The organism is Candidatus Pelagibacter sp. HIMB1495, assembly GCF_052047955.1.
Taxonomy (GTDB): Bacteria; Pseudomonadota; Alphaproteobacteria; order Pelagibacterales; family Pelagibacteraceae; genus Pelagibacter.
The window spans coordinates 564550-580722 of record NZ_JBNAIQ010000001.1 but is presented as its reverse complement, the minus strand read 5'-3'; the positions used below and the strand labels follow the sequence as shown (position 1 = coordinate 580722).

The 16173-nt window shown below is 30.2% G+C and carries 16 protein-coding genes; 3 read left to right on the top strand and 13 right to left on the bottom strand.

Features of this window, described 5'->3' with window-relative positions; genetic code table 11:
* Positions 1-5: 5 nt before the first annotated feature.
* From ACTTAW_RS02995 to ACTTAW_RS02980, 4 genes are read right to left on the bottom strand one after another with little or no spacing between them, the layout of a single operon-like run.
* Positions 6-617, bottom strand: coding sequence for an RlmE family RNA methyltransferase (locus ACTTAW_RS02995; protein ID WP_262589627.1), 612 nt, complete (start codon positions 615-617; stop codon positions 6-8).
* The gene (locus ACTTAW_RS02990) at positions 618-1529 is read right to left on the bottom strand and encodes a glycosyltransferase (protein ID WP_440651077.1); all 912 of its coding nucleotides are present in this window, start codon (positions 1527-1529) and stop codon (positions 618-620) included. It lies immediately after the preceding gene.
* Entirely contained in the window at positions 1529-2335 is an 807-nt protein-coding gene (pssA, locus tag ACTTAW_RS02985) for a CDP-diacylglycerol--serine O-phosphatidyltransferase (protein WP_440651076.1), read from the bottom strand. The genes ACTTAW_RS02990 and pssA overlap by 1 nt, the downstream gene beginning before the upstream one ends.
* A 2-nt stretch (positions 2336-2337) precedes the next feature.
* On the bottom strand, positions 2338-2985 hold the full coding sequence (locus tag ACTTAW_RS02980) for a phosphatidylserine decarboxylase (protein WP_440651075.1): 648 nt from the start codon (positions 2983-2985) through the stop codon (positions 2338-2340).
* A gap of 76 nt (positions 2986-3061) precedes the next feature.
* Between ACTTAW_RS02980 and ACTTAW_RS02975 the strand changes: the two genes are divergently transcribed.
* Positions 3062-4276: an NADP-dependent isocitrate dehydrogenase gene (locus ACTTAW_RS02975; RefSeq protein WP_440651074.1), complete on the top strand. Its 1215-nt coding sequence runs from the start codon at positions 3062-3064 to the stop codon at positions 4274-4276.
* Here ACTTAW_RS02975 and alaS read toward each other — a convergent pair.
* The 6 genes from alaS to ACTTAW_RS02945 all read right to left on the bottom strand — a co-directional run bounded on the left by alaS (position 4268) and on the right by ACTTAW_RS02945 (position 11282).
* Positions 4268-6934: an alanine--tRNA ligase gene (alaS, locus tag ACTTAW_RS02970; protein ID WP_440651073.1), complete on the bottom strand. Its 2667-nt coding sequence runs from the start codon at positions 6932-6934 to the stop codon at positions 4268-4270. The two genes, ACTTAW_RS02975 and alaS, sit on opposite strands and share 9 nt — an antisense overlap.
* Positions 6935-7028: 94 nt before the next feature.
* Positions 7029-8183 (bottom strand): recombinase RecA, encoded by a 1155-nt coding sequence (gene recA / locus ACTTAW_RS02965; RefSeq protein WP_440651072.1) that lies wholly within the window; start codon positions 8181-8183, stop codon positions 7029-7031.
* A gap of 107 nt (positions 8184-8290) precedes the next feature.
* Positions 8291-9589 carry a TolC family protein gene (locus tag ACTTAW_RS02960; protein WP_440651071.1) on the bottom strand — a complete coding sequence of 433 codons (1299 nt, stop codon included), beginning with the start codon at positions 9587-9589 and terminating at the stop codon, positions 8291-8293.
* A complete protein-coding gene (locus tag ACTTAW_RS02955) occupies positions 9586-10554 on the bottom strand; it encodes a uridine kinase (protein ID WP_440651070.1) in 969 nt (322 codons plus the stop codon). The genes ACTTAW_RS02960 and ACTTAW_RS02955 overlap by 4 nt, the downstream gene beginning before the upstream one ends.
* Entirely contained in the window at positions 10520-10885 is a 366-nt protein-coding gene (locus ACTTAW_RS02950; protein ID WP_440651069.1) for a GFA family protein, read from the bottom strand. The genes ACTTAW_RS02955 and ACTTAW_RS02950 overlap by 35 nt, the downstream gene beginning before the upstream one ends.
* A 13-nt stretch (positions 10886-10898) precedes the next feature.
* Positions 10899-11282, bottom strand: a complete 384-nt coding sequence (locus tag ACTTAW_RS02945) for a VOC family protein (RefSeq protein WP_440651068.1) — start codon at positions 11280-11282, stop codon at positions 10899-10901.
* 188 nt (positions 11283-11470) lie between these two features.
* Between ACTTAW_RS02945 and ACTTAW_RS02940 the strand changes: the two genes are divergently transcribed.
* Together ACTTAW_RS02940 and ACTTAW_RS02935 are read left to right on the top strand one after the other, a co-directional pair.
* Positions 11471-11866 (top strand): LexA family protein, encoded by a 396-nt coding sequence (locus ACTTAW_RS02940; RefSeq protein ID WP_075506508.1) that lies wholly within the window; start codon positions 11471-11473, stop codon positions 11864-11866.
* Complete coding sequence (locus ACTTAW_RS02935) at positions 11844-13121, top strand: Y-family DNA polymerase (RefSeq protein WP_440618756.1); 1278 nt, start codon at positions 11844-11846, stop codon at positions 13119-13121. The genes ACTTAW_RS02940 and ACTTAW_RS02935 overlap by 23 nt, the downstream gene beginning before the upstream one ends.
* A 12-nt stretch (positions 13122-13133) precedes the next feature.
* Here ACTTAW_RS02935 and ACTTAW_RS02930 read toward each other — a convergent pair whose 3' ends face one another.
* The 3 genes from ACTTAW_RS02930 to ACTTAW_RS02920 all read right to left on the bottom strand — a co-directional run bounded on the left by ACTTAW_RS02930 (position 13134) and on the right by ACTTAW_RS02920 (position 16133).
* Entirely contained in the window at positions 13134-14105 is a 972-nt protein-coding gene (locus ACTTAW_RS02930; protein WP_440651067.1) for a heparin lyase I family protein, read from the bottom strand.
* Between the two features lie 15 nt (positions 14106-14120).
* On the bottom strand, positions 14121-15155 hold the full coding sequence (locus ACTTAW_RS02925) for a GMP reductase (RefSeq protein WP_440651066.1): 1035 nt from the start codon (positions 15153-15155) through the stop codon (positions 14121-14123).
* 87 nt (positions 15156-15242) lie between these two features.
* Positions 15243-16133, bottom strand: a complete 891-nt coding sequence (locus ACTTAW_RS02920; protein ID WP_440651065.1) for a DMT family transporter — start codon at positions 16131-16133, stop codon at positions 15243-15245.
* Between the last annotated feature and the right edge of the window lie 40 nt (positions 16134-16173).

The following is a 16173-nucleotide window of genomic DNA, read 5'->3' as shown; positions in this document are numbered from 1 at the left end:
AGTCTCTATCTAAGTTTTTTACAAATTATAAAACTTTCTTTTGAATCTTTTCTACTCGATTTAGGTTTAAAAACCTTAACTTCTTTAAAATATTTTTTACCTTCTGCGACTATTTCGTTGAAAGTTCCCCCCATAAAGATTTTAGAAACAAAGTAACCATTTTCATTTAATAAATCTTTTGCAAATACCATTGCTTCTTTACAAAGTTCTCCTGTTTGAATTGAATCAATATTTTTGATTCCTGTTGTATTTACAGCCATGTCTGACATCACAACATCTACTTTAGAGGTTGTGTTTTTTTTTATCTCTTGCTGAACTCCTTCTTCTGTGAAATCACCTTGTATTTGAAGACTTGATCCAATTGGCTCCATCTTTTTCAAATCAATTGAAATTAATTTCCCATTCTTAGATACTTTATTTGCATATTGGGACCAGCTTCCAGGAGCAGCTCCAATATCAATAACAGTTAATCCACCTTTAAAAATTTTAAATTTTTCGTCAATTTCTATAAGTTTGTAGGCAGATCTTGCTCTATAACCATCAACTTTTGATTGTCTAACGTATGTATCTCTTCGCTGTTTGTTAACCCAATTTTTTGAAATTTTATTTTTTTTCAATTAATTTTCAAATCTTAAGCTTTTATTTAATATCTTACCATCAAGAGTTTGGATTTCTATTTTGACATCTTTATTTACTCTCATATCTTGATTGTTTTTCCATATGCCAGCAGCAAGATGCATTATTCCAATTTTGTAATTAGGTAAATAAGGTTCAACAAATGTATTATTTACCTGATCAAATTTTGGTAAAAGATTGCTTGTTATCCAGTTACAATTTAAAGGTAAAAATTCAGTTTCAATATTATCATGATAAACCGAAATGTTCATTGCAAGTTGTTCGGAGCCAAAAATATCTCCGCCTTTTAAAGTTTCTCTGAGATTATTTTGCCAAATTTCCCAAGATTTAGAATATTTTTCTAGAGAAAAGACACCTATATTTATATGAGGTGCAAAAGCTAATTTCCTAGCTTTGTCCATATTAATTTTAGATTTTACTGCATGTTTAAAATTTTGAGATTTAATTATTGCGAGTTTTCCAAAAACCCAATTTACTTTTGAGGTAATTTTATAACCTGGTCCAATAGTTTGGGTTATTCCCAATTTGTTATCATCACAGGCTTTGAAATATAATTCTATTGTTTGCCAATCATTGACCCAAGCATCACAATCAATCCAAAGATATTTTTCATAATTAGGAAAATATTTTGGTAGAAATGCTCTTGAAACTTGGCTTTTTAACCATTCTCTTCCTTTAATTTTACTTTCAGGAACTTTTATATCCCACTCTGCAGATTTAATCTCATCTACTTTAGGTAATAATTTATTTTTTTGTTCTTCTGATAATCCAGCATCCAAAACACATATTGCAGTATCTTTGCTAGCTTCGAACTGTTTGATAGAGTCTATTAATTCATCCAATAAAGGGAAATAATTAGAGTCTGCTAAAGAAACAATGGTATTTTTTTTCATTACAATACATCTTCAAGATCATCATCTTCATCGTCATAATTCTGACCTTCGTTTTGTTTTTTAAGTTTTTGATAATGAAAAAAGCTTATTGGAAGCATAGTTAAATAAATTAAAGCACTTAATGAAATTACATTAAAAGGATAAATTAACAATAATCCAAAGAATAGAACAATTCCAAATAATAAGAAAATTGTTGCCTTTCTTTGAATTACAATTTTTTTAAATGAATAGCTTGGAAATTTACTAATCAATAAAAAAGAAGTGACAATAAAAAATATCGGCACAATAATTGTATAATCTACTTTAAACACTTCAATACTAGACATACTAAATATAAGTGGTGTTAATACTAAAATTCCACCAGCTGGAGAAGGAACACCTTCAAAAAAATTATCTCTCCAAGATGGTTCGCCTCCTGTATTTACATTGAAACGTGCCAATCTTAATGCAACACAAATTACATATATTAAACAAACTAGCCATCCAAACCTTCCAAGTTCATTTAATTTCCAAAAGTACATTATAAAAGCAGGAGCAACCCCAAAGCTAATCATGTCAGTCAAAGAATCTAATTCCTTTCCAACTTTTGATGTACCTTTGATTAATCTTGCTATTCTTCCATCTAGTCCATCAATTACAGCTGCAATAATTATTGCAATGATTGCAAACTCATATCTTTCATCTAAAGCAAATCTTATAGAAGTAAGACCAATACAAACACCTATAAGTGTAAGCATATTAGGTAAAATTACTCTAGCACTCCTTTTTTCAGGAACTATTTTAAAATTTTTTTTAGGTTGTTGCATATCTATCTTTTGGCTAATAGAGTTTCCCCTGAAATAGCAGTTTGACCAATTTTAACCAATGGCTCATAATTTTCATAATAAACATCTGCTCTACTTCCAAATCTTATCATTCCAATTCGATCACCTTGGTTTAATGTTTGATCCTTATTTGTCTCGCAAACAATTCTTCTTGCAACCAAACCTGCTATTTGAACTATGACAATATCATTTCCATGATTATCTTTTAACTTATAGTAATTCCTCTCGTTATCTTCGCTCGCCTTATCGAGTGAAGCATTTAAAAATTTACCTGGCTTGTATAAAATATCTTCAACTTTACCCGAACAAGGGGTTCTATTTACATGACAATCAAATACATTCATGAAGACACTAATTTTCTTAAATTTCTTATTTTCTAAATTTAATTCTTTTGGTCCATCTACCTCTTCAACTTTAATTATCTCTCCATCAGCTGGGCTTACCAGATAATTATCATCTCCAATGATCGATCTTTCAGGATCTCTAAAGAAATAATAAACCCATATAGTTAATAGCAATCCAATTAATCCTAAAAATCCGTTTAATAATAGTAAGATGATTGTGATGAAGCCTGCGATTACAATAAACTTATAACCCTCTGTGTGTATCTTTGGAAATATCTTGGTAAACATATTCTTCTATTTGCTAATTTTCGATTAATATGTATATAAACCAATCAAATTCAATTAATAAGATAAATTTAATTTAATGAGCAAAATCAAGGTAAATAACCCAGTTGTCGAGTTAGATGGCGATGAAATGACTCGAATTATTTGGGAGTTTATTAAAAACAAATTAATCCTTCCATATATAGATCTTGGCATCGAGTATTTCGATCTAGGAATGAAAAGCAGAGATAATACTGATGACCAGATCACAATAGATTCAGCAAATGCTATAAAAAAAATAGGTGTTGGAATTAAATGCGCAACAATCACACCAGACGAAGCAAGAGTAGAAGAATTTGATTTAAAAAAAATGTGGAGATCTCCAAATGGAACAATAAGAAACATTATTGGAGGCACAGTTTTCAGAGAACCAATAATTTGTAAAAATATTCCAAAGTTAGTTCCTTCGTGGACAGATCCTGTAATTATTGGAAGACATGCTTTTGGTGATCAATATAGAGCAACTGATTTTAAAGTGCCTGGAAAAGGTAAAATGGAAGTTAAGTGGACGTCAGAAGATGGAAAAGATGAAATAAAATATGAGGTATTTAATTTCACTGGTCCTGGTGTAGCACTATCAATGTATAATTTAGACAAATCTATTCAAGACTTTGCAAGATCATGCTTTAGCTATGGATTAATTAAAAAGTGGCCAGTCTATATGTCTACAAAAAATACAATTTTAAAACAATACGATGGAAGATTTAAAGATATTTTCCAAGAAGTTTTTGACAACGAATACAAAGAAGAATTTGAAAAACATAAATTAACTTACGAACACAGATTAATTGATGACATGGTCGCATGTGCTATGAAATGGAGTGGAAAATATATTTGGGCTTGCAAAAATTATGATGGTGATGTCCAGTCTGATACTATGGCTCAAGGTTATGGATCACTAGGATTAATGACAAGTACTCTGTTAACTCCTGATGGAAAAGTGATGGAAGCTGAAGCTGCACATGGAACTGTTACTAGACACTATAGAATGCATCAACAAGGAAAAGAAACTTCGACAAATCCTATTGCATCCATATTTGCATGGACAAGAGGATTGGCTCACAGAGGAAAATTAGATAACAACCAAGAATTAATTAAATTTGCTCAAACATTGGAAGCGGTATGTATTGAGTGTGTTGAAAATGGTTCTATGACAAAAGATTTAGCAATTCTTGTTGGACCTAACAGTAAGTTTTTAACTACTAATCAATTTTTAGATGAAATTGATGGCAATCTTAAAAAGAAATTAAATTAAAGATTTAATTTTTTCAAAAGCATCATTGATTTTCGATTGGTCTTGACCACCAGCTTGAGCAAAGTCTTTTCTTCCACCACCACCTTTGCCTCCGATTACTTCTGAACCTGCTTTTACAAATTGTACTGCATCAAATTTTTCAGTTAGTTTTTCTGTGACACCTACGGCAATGCCAACTTTGTCATCTTTGCTTGCAAAAACAATTACAATACCTTCGCCCAATTCTTTTTTACCTTTGTCTACAAGTTTTCTTAATTCTTTAGGCGGAAGATCTTCAACGTTTTGAAATCTTACTTTTACCCCGTTAACATCTAGATCATTAACTTTATTTTTAGATTGGTCTTGTAAAATTGAATTAACTGATAAAGTTTCTAATTGTTTATTTAAATTTTTGATTAATACTTTTTTATCACTTTCATCTAAATTAGGTTTTCCACCAAAACCAGAAATTTGCCTGCTCAGCTCATTAATTTGTTCATCATCTTTTTCAGATGATAAGTTTAACATTTTTTCTTTATTTTTTAGATAGTCCTCTAGTTGTTTATCTCTTAAAGCCTCTACTCTTCTAACTCCTGCAGCTATTGAGGATTGGCTAATAATCTTAAATTTACCAATATCACCAGTGTTTTTTACATGGGTTCCACCGCATAATTCAGTTGAAAAATATTTTTCTCCTTCATCCCCCATCGATAACACTCTTACTTCATCTCCATATTTCTCACCAAATAGTGCTAAAGCTCCGTTATCAACTGCTTCCTTTGGTGTCATAATTCTTGTAGTTACAACTGATTGTTTAGAAATCATATCATTCACGTGACTTTCGATTTTAACCATTTCATCATCTGAAATAGGTTTCATGTGACTAAAATCAAATCTTAATCTTTCTGGCTCAACAAGAGATCCTTTTTGAGTAACATGTGGACCTAAAACTCTTCTCAAAGACTCGTGTAATAAATGAGTTGCTGAATGATAAGCTCTTGTATCATTTCTTTTCTCAATATTGATTTTCATTTCAACATCTTGCTCAAGCTTTATTGATCCTTTTTTCACTTTTCCATAATGAACAAATAAATCTCCTAGTTTTTTTTGAACATCAGTTACTTCAAATTCAAATTCATCTTTAGAGATCAATCCTGTATCTCCTACTTGACCTCCAGATTCAGCATAAAATGGTGTTTGGTTAACAACAATAATACCTTCATCACCAGCATTTAAAGTATCAACCTCTTTATGATTTTTGAGAAGTGATTTTATTACTCCTTGTGCTTGATCATTTTCATATCCTAAAAATTCTGTTGCTCCATGTTTTTCTTTAACTCCATACCAAACTTGCTCAACTGCACTATCTCCAGATCCTTTCCAATTTTTTCTTGCAAGCTCAATACTTTCTCTCATCAGCTCACCGAATCTTTCTTTATCAAATTCTAAAGATTTTGATTTTAAAATATCTTCTGTAAGGTCAATTGGAAATCCATAAGTTTCATAAAGTTTAAAGGCAATGTCACCAGGTAAAACTTTATCTATTTTAGAAATTTCATCATTTAAAATTTTAATTCCTCTATCTAAAAGAACTAAAAATTTTTCTTCTTCCATCTTTAAAGTTTCTTTAATTAAGGACTCTGCTCTTTTAAGTTCAGGATAATTTCCTGACATTTCATTTAACAATGTATCAAACAATTTTGAAAATACTGGATCCTTAGCTCCTAACAAATGAGAGTGTCTCATACCTCTTCTCATGATTCTTCGAAGCACATACCCTCTTCCTTCGTTAGATGGCAACACTCCTTCAGCAATTAAAAATGAACTTGCTCTTAAGTGATCTGCAATAACTCTAAAACTTGATAGATTTGATTTATCTGATTTAATTTTAATTATATCTGATGCAGAATTAATTATTTTTTTAAAATGATCTGTTTCATAATTATCATGAGTGCCTTGTAATAATGCAGCAATCCTCTCCAAACCCATTCCTGTATCAACAGATGGTTTTGGAAGATTTATTCTTTTATCTTTTGTGACTTGTTCAAATTGCATGAAGACTAAGTTCCATATTTCAATAAATCTATCTCCATCTTCATCTTTGGTACCAGGTAATCCACCATGCAAATGATCACCATGATCAAAAAAGATTTCTGAACAAGGTCCACATGGTCCTGTTTCTCCCATTGACCAAAAGTTATCTGAAGTTGCTATTCTAATTATTCTGTCGTCGCTAAAACCTGCTATTTTCTTCCAAAAATTGAAGGCCTCATCGTCCTCATGAAACACTGTTACATAAAGTCTATTTTTATCTATTCCAAAATCTTTAGTAATTAAATTCCAAGCATAATCAATTGCTTGCTCTTTAAAATAATCTCCAAAAGAGAAGTTTCCTAGCATCTCAAAGAAAGTGTGGTGTCGAGGTGTGTAACCTACATTTTCTAAATCATTATGTTTTCCACCTGCTCTTACACATTTTTGTGAAGTAGTTGCTCTTACATAATCTCTTTTTTCTAAACCTGTGAACACGTTCTTAAATTGAACCATTCCAGAGTTAGCAAACATCAATGTTGGATCATTATTTGGAACCAAATTACTAGACTCCACAATCTGATGATCATTCTTTTCAAAATACTTAAGGAAAGTATTTCTAATTTCATTGAGACTTTTGTCTGCCATATTTTTAAAATACAGCTTTTTTATTTTATGTCTAGATGCAGTACGGGAAAAAAGGCGCTTATATTAAGCGCCTTTTATTAATAAAGATGACCTATTAATTCTTTTTAGATGGAGGAGTAGCTTCAGCTTTTGCTTCTTCTTCTTTTTCAGCTACTTTCTTTTCTTTTTCCAATTTTTCAGGATCTATCGGGTTTCCTTCTATTTTTTTAGAAATAACACCAGCTTTTTCCCTAATTGCCATTTCTATTTCTGCAGCAATTTTAGGATTTTGAGCTAGATAAGTTTTAGCATTCTCTCTACCTTGACCAATCTTCTCTCCTTTATAAGCATACCATGCTCCTGATTTTTCAATAATATCTGCTTTGGAACCAAGATCGACTAATTCACCCATCTTGCTAATTCCTCTTCCGTACATCAAATCAAATTCAACTACTTTAAATGGTGGAGCTACTTTATTTTTAACTACCTTCACTCTTGTTGAGTTACCAATAATTTCATCTTTGTCTTTGATGGCACCTATTCTTCTAATATCCATTCTAACAGATGAATAAAACTTAAGTGCATTACCACCTGATGTAGTTTCTGGACTTCCAAACATAACTCCAATTTTCATTCTAATTTGGTTAATGAAAATCATCATTGTGTTTGTATTTGAAATTGAACTTGTTAATTTTCTTAAAGCCTGACTCATTAATCTTGATTGAAGACCAACATGATGATCTCCCATCTCTCCCTCGATCTCAGCTTTTGGAGTTAAAGCTGCAACAGAGTCGATTACAATAACTGAAATAGAGCCTGATTTTACTAGCGTATCAGCAATTTCTAATGCTTGTTCACCAGCATCTGGCTGTGAAATTAAAAGTTCTTCAGTATTTACACCTAATTTTTTTGCATAAACTGGATCTAAAGCATGCTCTGCATCAACGAATGCACAAATTCCACCTGCTTTTTGAGCTTCAGCAACAACTTGTAATGCTAATGTTGTTTTTCCAGATGATTCTGGTCCATAAACTTCGATAATTCTTCCTTTTGGTAATCCGCCAATACCTAAAGCTAAATCAAGACTTAAAGAACCTGTTGAAACAGACTCAATATCCATAGCTCTTTTTTGGCCAAGCTTCATTACAGATCCTTTTCCAAAATTATCTGTAATTTGGGCTATTGCAGCATCTAGTGCTTTGTTCTTTTCTTTAATATCCATTTCTTGATCTTTAGTAGATTTAACTACTTTTAGGTTACTTTTCGTCATTTTTTGCCTCTTTTTTTACGTTTTTTAACAGTCGAATCATGATTTAAATGTACACATTTTGTTCTCATTGGCAAGATCTTTGTTTTTTATGAGTAAAAATGACTGAATTACTTAAGGTTTAAATAGTCGCTGTTTAAAAGTCCTACTGATTTTAAAACTCTATATTGAGCTAACAAGTAGCTTCTTTCAGCTTCAGCAAGATTAATTTTTGCATTAATTAAGTTTGATCTAGATTGAAGAACATCAAAAGTAGATCTTCCAGATCCACTTTCATATTCAAAGCTAATTCCTTCAGTTGCTACTTCTGAAGCTTTAACTTGTGATTGTACAGCTTGCAAAAAACTTCTTGAAGATTGCAAAGTTGACCAAGAAGAGGTCACTGATTGCGTATTATTTTTCTGTGCATTCTCTAATAACAATCTTTTCATACCTTTAGCTTGAAGATTTTTGCTTACATTAGATTTATTTTTTCCACCAAATTGGAAAGGCCATGAAACAGTTGCTTGTAAGACGTCTTTTTCTCTTTCATCATAAGTTGCACTTAAGTCATCGGTATAAGTTCTTTCTAAAGAAATTTTTGCTGTTGGTGAAAGATCAGATCTTGCAATTTTTACATCTAGCTCAGATTGTCCGTATTCTATTTCAGCAATAATTAACTCTGGGCTTTTCTCCAAAGATATTTTTTTAGCTTCACTTAGATTTTTAGGGATTGTCTCTTGAGCATTATATATTTTTTTTAATTTTGCTTCTTCTGCAATAGTTCCAATTACATTTTCGTAATTTAATCTACTAGTTACTATATTATTTTGAGCTTCAATATATCTTGCTTGTGCTCCAGCTAGAGAAGACTGAGATTGTGCTAAATCAGATGCTGTTATTTGCCCTCGACTTAATCTTGCATTATCTAATTCAAATTGTCTTTGAAGTAAGTTTACGTTTTCTTCATTAATATTTAATTTTTCATAAGCTAAAATTAATCCTGTGTATGCCTCAATAGCTCTTAAGAATACTTCTTGTTCTTTTTTAACTAATTTTGCTTCTGTTAAATTTAATCCTAACTTACTTTTTTCATATTCTGTTTTTCTTCCACTACCATCAAGTAATGTTTGTTCAAGTTTAATTGAAGAAGTCATCATATCAGTATCAGTGATAGCAGCATCTCCTCCACTTTGATTTGTAAGTTTATTGGTATCCTCAAAATTTTTTGTGCTAGAAAGAGTTAAGCTAGGTAATAAATCACTTCTAGACATGTTAATTACTTCTTGTTGAATTTCTAAATTTTTTCTTTCTGCTTGAAGCTCAAGATTATTATCAAAAGTTTGTTTGAGCGCTTCCTTTAAAGTTGCTGAAAATGCACTTAATGGAAAAACTACTACACAAAAGATAATTATTAGAAATTTTTTCATTTATTATATTTTATTGTCTTAATTTGATGGTTGCTATTTAAATTTAAGATAATTGTAGAATATTTTGGTGCAAATTTAAACATGTTCTGTGTAATTCTTTGGTAAGTTTGCATAAAATTAATAACATCTCCTTTGCTCATTATTTTGTGACTAGATTTATTTTTAGTATTTAACCACAACTTATGCTCTTGTTTTAGTCTCCATTTCTGAAGCAAACTAAAATTTTTTGCTTTTAAATAAATCAGACAATCTAACTGAGAATATAGTTTTTTGTATTTTGTCTTTAGTTGCTCATTAACATATTTTCTCCAAATAAGTTTTTGATCTTTAGTTCTTTCAAGAGAATTAATTGACTTTTTAAGTGTTTTATTAACTTCAGCTCTTGCACCAACACACCAACCCTCAAATATAATTACATCTGGCTGCTCTTTAATATTGTACCAATTTTTTTTAGGAGACCGGTCATCGACTGCCTTATTAAAACTTGGTAACTTTATTGATTTAAAGTTTTTACTTTTTGATTTTTTAAAGAAATCTAACATAATTTTTACATCATGTGTTCCTGGGACTCCTCTTGTCATTAACATAGAATGGACTTTATTAGATAAAATAGATCTTTCTTTTCTAGTTTTATAGAAATCATCAATAGAAATTTTAAATACTTTTAATTTAAAATATTTTTCTAAAATAATTTTTATAATTGAACTTATAGTTGTTTTACCAGTGCCCTGTCCTCCTGCTAAACCAACAAAATAAGGTTTTTTATTATTCGCTTTTTTTGCAATCCAAAAACATACAGGAATTAAAAAAGATTTTAACATCTTGTCTTTGTTGCTAAATTTTTCCTTTGAGGTTTCTTGTGATTTAATAAATTTTAGACAATCACTTTTAACTTTTTTAAAACACTCAGCAGTTGATTGCATTGAACTTTTATTTTTCTTGATCCATTGGATGGTTAAGACCATCAAATTGAGCTATCTCTTTTATATCTTCAACTTTAACTTCATCAACACAACCTAAATTAAATCCAGTCATTGCAGGATTACTTCTTGGATTGTGATGAGTGTAAATTCCACATTCAGTACAAAAATAATGTTTAGCAATTTTTGAATGGTATTGATAAAGTTTTATTTTATCCTCACCTTTTGTAAGTTTAAAATCTTCATTTTTGACCATACCCATTGTTGCATTTTTTCTTTTGCAAATTGAACAATTACATCTGACAATTTTTGCCAATTCATTAACTGTTGAATTAATTTCAGCTTCTACAGATCCACAATGACAACTTAGTTTCATATATCTCCTTAATTTAAGTTAAAATACTTTTTGCTGCAATCTTATTTCCATCTAAATCACGAACGTATGCATAGTAATTTCCATCTTTTCTAACCCCTGGTCCACCTTCATCTGTTGCTCCTTTTGAAATTGCAACTTCATAAAATTTATCCACTGCTTCTTTTGTGTCAGCTAGTAAAGTTGTTTGCGAACCATTTCCAAAAGTTGCAGGCTCTCCATTTACAGGATGCGTTACATAAAATTGAACTTTGTCTGGATCACTTGAATGAGCATAACCCAAATACTTTTCTGTTTTTAAAATTCTTTTTAATTTTAAAGGTTCAAAAACAGCATCATAAAAGTCACCTGATTTTTGATGATCATTAGAACCAACCATGACAAAATCTAAAATGTTCATAACTAAACTCAGAATTTATATATTTAAATAACCAACTTAAACTATCTATGGTTGAAGTTATCCACAAGTCCACAATATGTGGATTGGATGTTCACGTTTTGATTCACTTTTGATTCAGTTACAGACTCAAAATACAACCTATTGAGTGTATTCCATAAATAGTCTATAAATTAGAACAAAACAAGAACATGAAACTAACAATCCCATATTATCTACATAAAGCAGGCGCTGGTTTTCCTTCTCCTGCAACAGATTATATCGAAGAAGATATTGATCTGAACATGCATTTAATAAGAAATGTTCCAGCTACTTTCATCATCAGAGTTCAAGGTAAATCTATGGTTGATGTTGGCATTAATGATGGAGACTTGTTGGTCGTTGATAAAAGTTTAAAACCAAAAAACTTTTCAACTGTGATTGCAAATGTTCATGATGAACTTGTAGTTAAAACTTTAGTTCAAGAAAGAGATAAAAAATTTTTAACCTCTGGTTCTAAAGAGTTTTCTGACAGAATTTTAATTAATGAAGAGCAAGATGTTTTTATTTGGGGAGTAGTTACTTATGTCATCCACTCAGTATACTAAAAAAATAGCACTCGTTGATTGTAATTCTTTTTATGTTTCTTGTGAAAGATTATTCAATCCTAAAATAAGAAAAAAACCTGTTGTTGTTTTATCTAATAATGATGGCTGTATTATTTCAAGATCGAATGAAGCAAAAGCTTTAGGAATTAAAATGGGTGAACCTTATTTTAAAGCAAAAGATATTATTGTTAAAAATAATGTAAATGTTTTTTCATCAAACTATTCTTTGTATGGAGATTTATCAAGAAGAGTAATGCGTACCCTTAAAAGATTTAATTCTGAAATAGAAGTTTACTCCATTGATGAAGCGTTTTTAGATTTATCAAACTTTAAAGATCAGGATGTAGAAAAAGTTGGAAAAGAAATAAGAGAAACTGTTTTACAGTGGACTGGTATTCCAACAAGTATTGGGATCGCAAAAACAAAAACATTAAGTAAAGTTGCAAATCATATTGCAAAGAAAAAACAATCAGGGGTTACAAGTTTAATTGGAATAGATAATTTAGATCCTATTTTAGAAAAAGTTGAAATCAATGATGTCTGGGGTGTTGGAAGACAACTTACAAAGTTTTATCAAAAGCATGGAATTTATAATGCGAAGCAACTTAAAAATAAATCTAATACATGGATTAAGAAAAGTTCCAATGTTTTAAGTTCAAGAACAGCAATGGAACTTAGAGGGATTCCTTGTATTGATTTAGAAACAACTACTACCAAAAGAAAGAGTTGTGTGGTTTCAAGATCATTTGGAAAGAGAATTGAAACGTTTCAAGAATTAAAAGAAGCAGTTGCAAACTATTGCTTAAATGCATCTGAAAAAATTAGATCAGAATCTTTAGTTGCAAAAGCAATCACTGTATTTGTAAGAACAAGTCCTTTTCATAGAAACTTTGGTTATTATTCAAATGCAAAGACAGTTGATTTTCCTATTGCAACAAACAACAGTATTGAAACAGTTAAAACTGCAGTTTCAATATTGGAGAGTATTTTTAAAAATGGTTATCGTTATCAAAAAGCAGGTGTGATGCTAACGGGTTTATCTAATGCAAGTGATAAAACAAATTTATTTACTTCTGAAAAAGATGAAAAGATAAATAGCTTAATGAGATCAATTGATAATACTAATCATCGATATGGAAGATCTACCTTAAGTGTTGCAAGTGCTGGAGTTCATAAAAAATGGAACATGAGAAGGCAATATTCTTCTAAAATAGATACTGCTGATTTTTATTGTTTACCAACGATTAGAGCTTAATTTTTTCAATTATTAACATTTTTGCATTAAATATCTAAAAAACTTACAATTTGTAAAAGTATAATCATCATCTAATCCTTCAGGTCTTTTTTTAGATATAGAAATAGCATCAAAATATAAAACTTTAGTTGGATATTCTATTCCCCAGTCAACACTCCATGGATCTTTTGAGTATGATTTAACAGCAGTTCCTTTTCCTATTGCACCTTCGTCTAACCATTCTGTGACATCAGGTTTAAATCCATTTGCAATACTTTCTCTATAAAGCCATCTACTTACATAGGAATTGTATATTCCATACTTAAAGTTTGTACCGTTTTTTGAATAACTGCTTAAACCCTGTTTTGGAACTAATCTATTTTCAGGTAATTGAATTTTATTAGCACATGGAAGAAGAATTCTTTTTCCATCAACCCATAAACCTCCCAAAAACTCTCTGTCCTTATATGAAAATTCTTTATTAGCTTTCTTTCCATAGTTTGCATAAACTACAAAACTTGTCCATTTACCTTTTAGATTTTCAATCTTATCTAAAATACAACCCTTTTGACTTTTTTGACCAGCATCAAATTTTAACACTGTAAAATCATCTTTAAATCTAAGCATCCAAACAGGTGGTCTTAATTTTTTAATTTTAGATTGTGCTATAGAATTTCCTCCTGCTGCACTAAAATTCTCTGGAACATAGATAGAAAAGGAATAATACATTTCTTTACCTTTCTTATGAAGTATTTTTCTTTCAACACGTGATCTGTCATTTGTGCAATCATCATATGATCCATCGCTACCACAGTCTCCATGACCTAAAGTAAATTTTTCAGAATATTCTCCTTCAAAAACAAAATCTTTTGATAACTCACTAGTTATTTGACCTTTTTTTGTTATTTTTGGACTTAAAGGAGTTTCTAGTTTTCCAAAAAATTTTTCTGCATATACATTCTTTGAAAATAATAAGAGAGTAATTATTAAAAATATTTTTTTCATTTTTTTAAATGTACTCTATTTAACAAAAGTATCATTAAATTGATTAGATACTCTTACAAAAGTAGTACATTTACTTAATTGTTTTAATGATGGTGCTCCTACATAAGTGCAGCTACTTCTAACACCACCAAGAATATTTAAAACAGTATCGTTTATTTTGCCCCTATATTTAACTCTAACTTTTCTTCCTTCACTACTTCTATAATCTGCTAATCCACCATAATGTTTTTTGTTAGCAACTTCCGAGCTTGATCCATAGAATTCTATATACTTTGATCCATTTACTTTTACTATTTTTCCTTTTCCTTCATCATGACCTGCCAACATTCCACCTAACATCACAAAATCTGCACCACCTCCAAAACCTTTTGCAACATCACCAGGACATGTGCATCCACCATCAGCGATGACATGTGCACCAAGACCATGGGCTGCATCTGCACATTCAATAACAGCACTTAATTGTGGATACCCTACTCCTGTTTGAATTCTTGTTGTACAAACACTTCCAGGTCCTATTCCAACTTTTACTATGTCAGCACCACTTAAAACTAGTTCTTGTGTCATATCTGCAGTTACAACATTTCCTGCAATAATAGTTTTGGTTGGGTATTTTTCTCTTACTGATTTGATAAAGCTTGTGAAATGCTCTGAGTAACCATTTGCAACATCAATACAAATAAATTTAAAAAAACTAAATTCCTTTAAAACTTTATCTAAGTTTTGAAAGTCCTCTTTTTTAATACCAACACTAAGTGCAATGTTTGGATAGATTTTTTTAATATTTTTATTTTGTTTTATTTTTTTTACATCATGTTGTTTTGTTAAACATGTGATCATTTGATGATCATTCAATTTTTCAGCTATACTTAATTCACCAACACCATCCATGTTGGCTGCCATAATAGGAATTCCTGACCACTCATTTTTACTATATTTAAATCTGTAAGTTCTAAGAAGATTAACGTCTTTTCGACTTTTTAATGTGCTTCTCTTAGGTCTGAACAACACATCAGAGTAATCTAGCTTAAGCTCTTCTTCAATTCTCATTAATCAAAAGGCTATAATTTATAAAATACTATTTCAATTCAAATTATAGCCTGTGGATAAGTTTTAAGGATTAGTTTCAGATAATTTTTATTTAATTTTACCTAATTGCTTCTGTCTCATTATAATTATAAGACCACTTATAATAATCATTACAGCACCTAGATAAGTATTATATTCTGGTGTCTCGTTGAAAAAGAAATATCCATATAAAATTCCCCAAAGTATTGCTGTGTACCTGAAAGTTGATGTAACAGAAACTAATGCAGCTTTAATTGTTAGTACTGAGAAAATATAACCAAAAGATAAAAAGAAAGCTGAAATAATTAATATAATACTTTGTTCTAAGTTAAATGAATAAAATTTATAAACAGATAGAACTCCAAAAAATATTGTAACTACCAAACAAGTAATAAACGCTATTTGAAGACTATTGTGACCTGTTTTTATATTTTTAGTTACCAAATCTCTTATTGATAAAAAGATTGCAGAAAGAAGTGGAAATATAAAGTAATAACCAAATTTTAATTCAGCTGGATTAATGACTATTACAACACCTGTAAAACCTATTATAACTGCGCTCCATCTTTTCCATCTAACTTTTTCATTTAAAAATAACGCACCAAAAGTTGTCATTATGATTGGAGCTAAACTCAATAAAATATAAACCATTGCAAAAGGTAATTTTGCAACTCCTATAAAAAAACCAACAGCAGCTAAAGCTTCTAAAATTCCTCTTAAAGTTAGTTTGTTTGAAGAAAATATTATTTTTAAATTAAATTGGTTTTTAATACTTAAAAATATTCCTATAAATATTAGACAACAAATTCCTCTTAAGAAAATTATCTGATTTAACACCGCTAGTTCATCAAAGTTTTGATAAATATGTTTGACTAATGCATCGTTGGTAGCAAACGAAAATTGTGCAATAACCATGTAAAAGATACCGAGTAATTCATTATTTAATTTTTTTTCAGGCATGAGCGTGCCTATATACATTTTAATTAAAAAAATCTAAGAG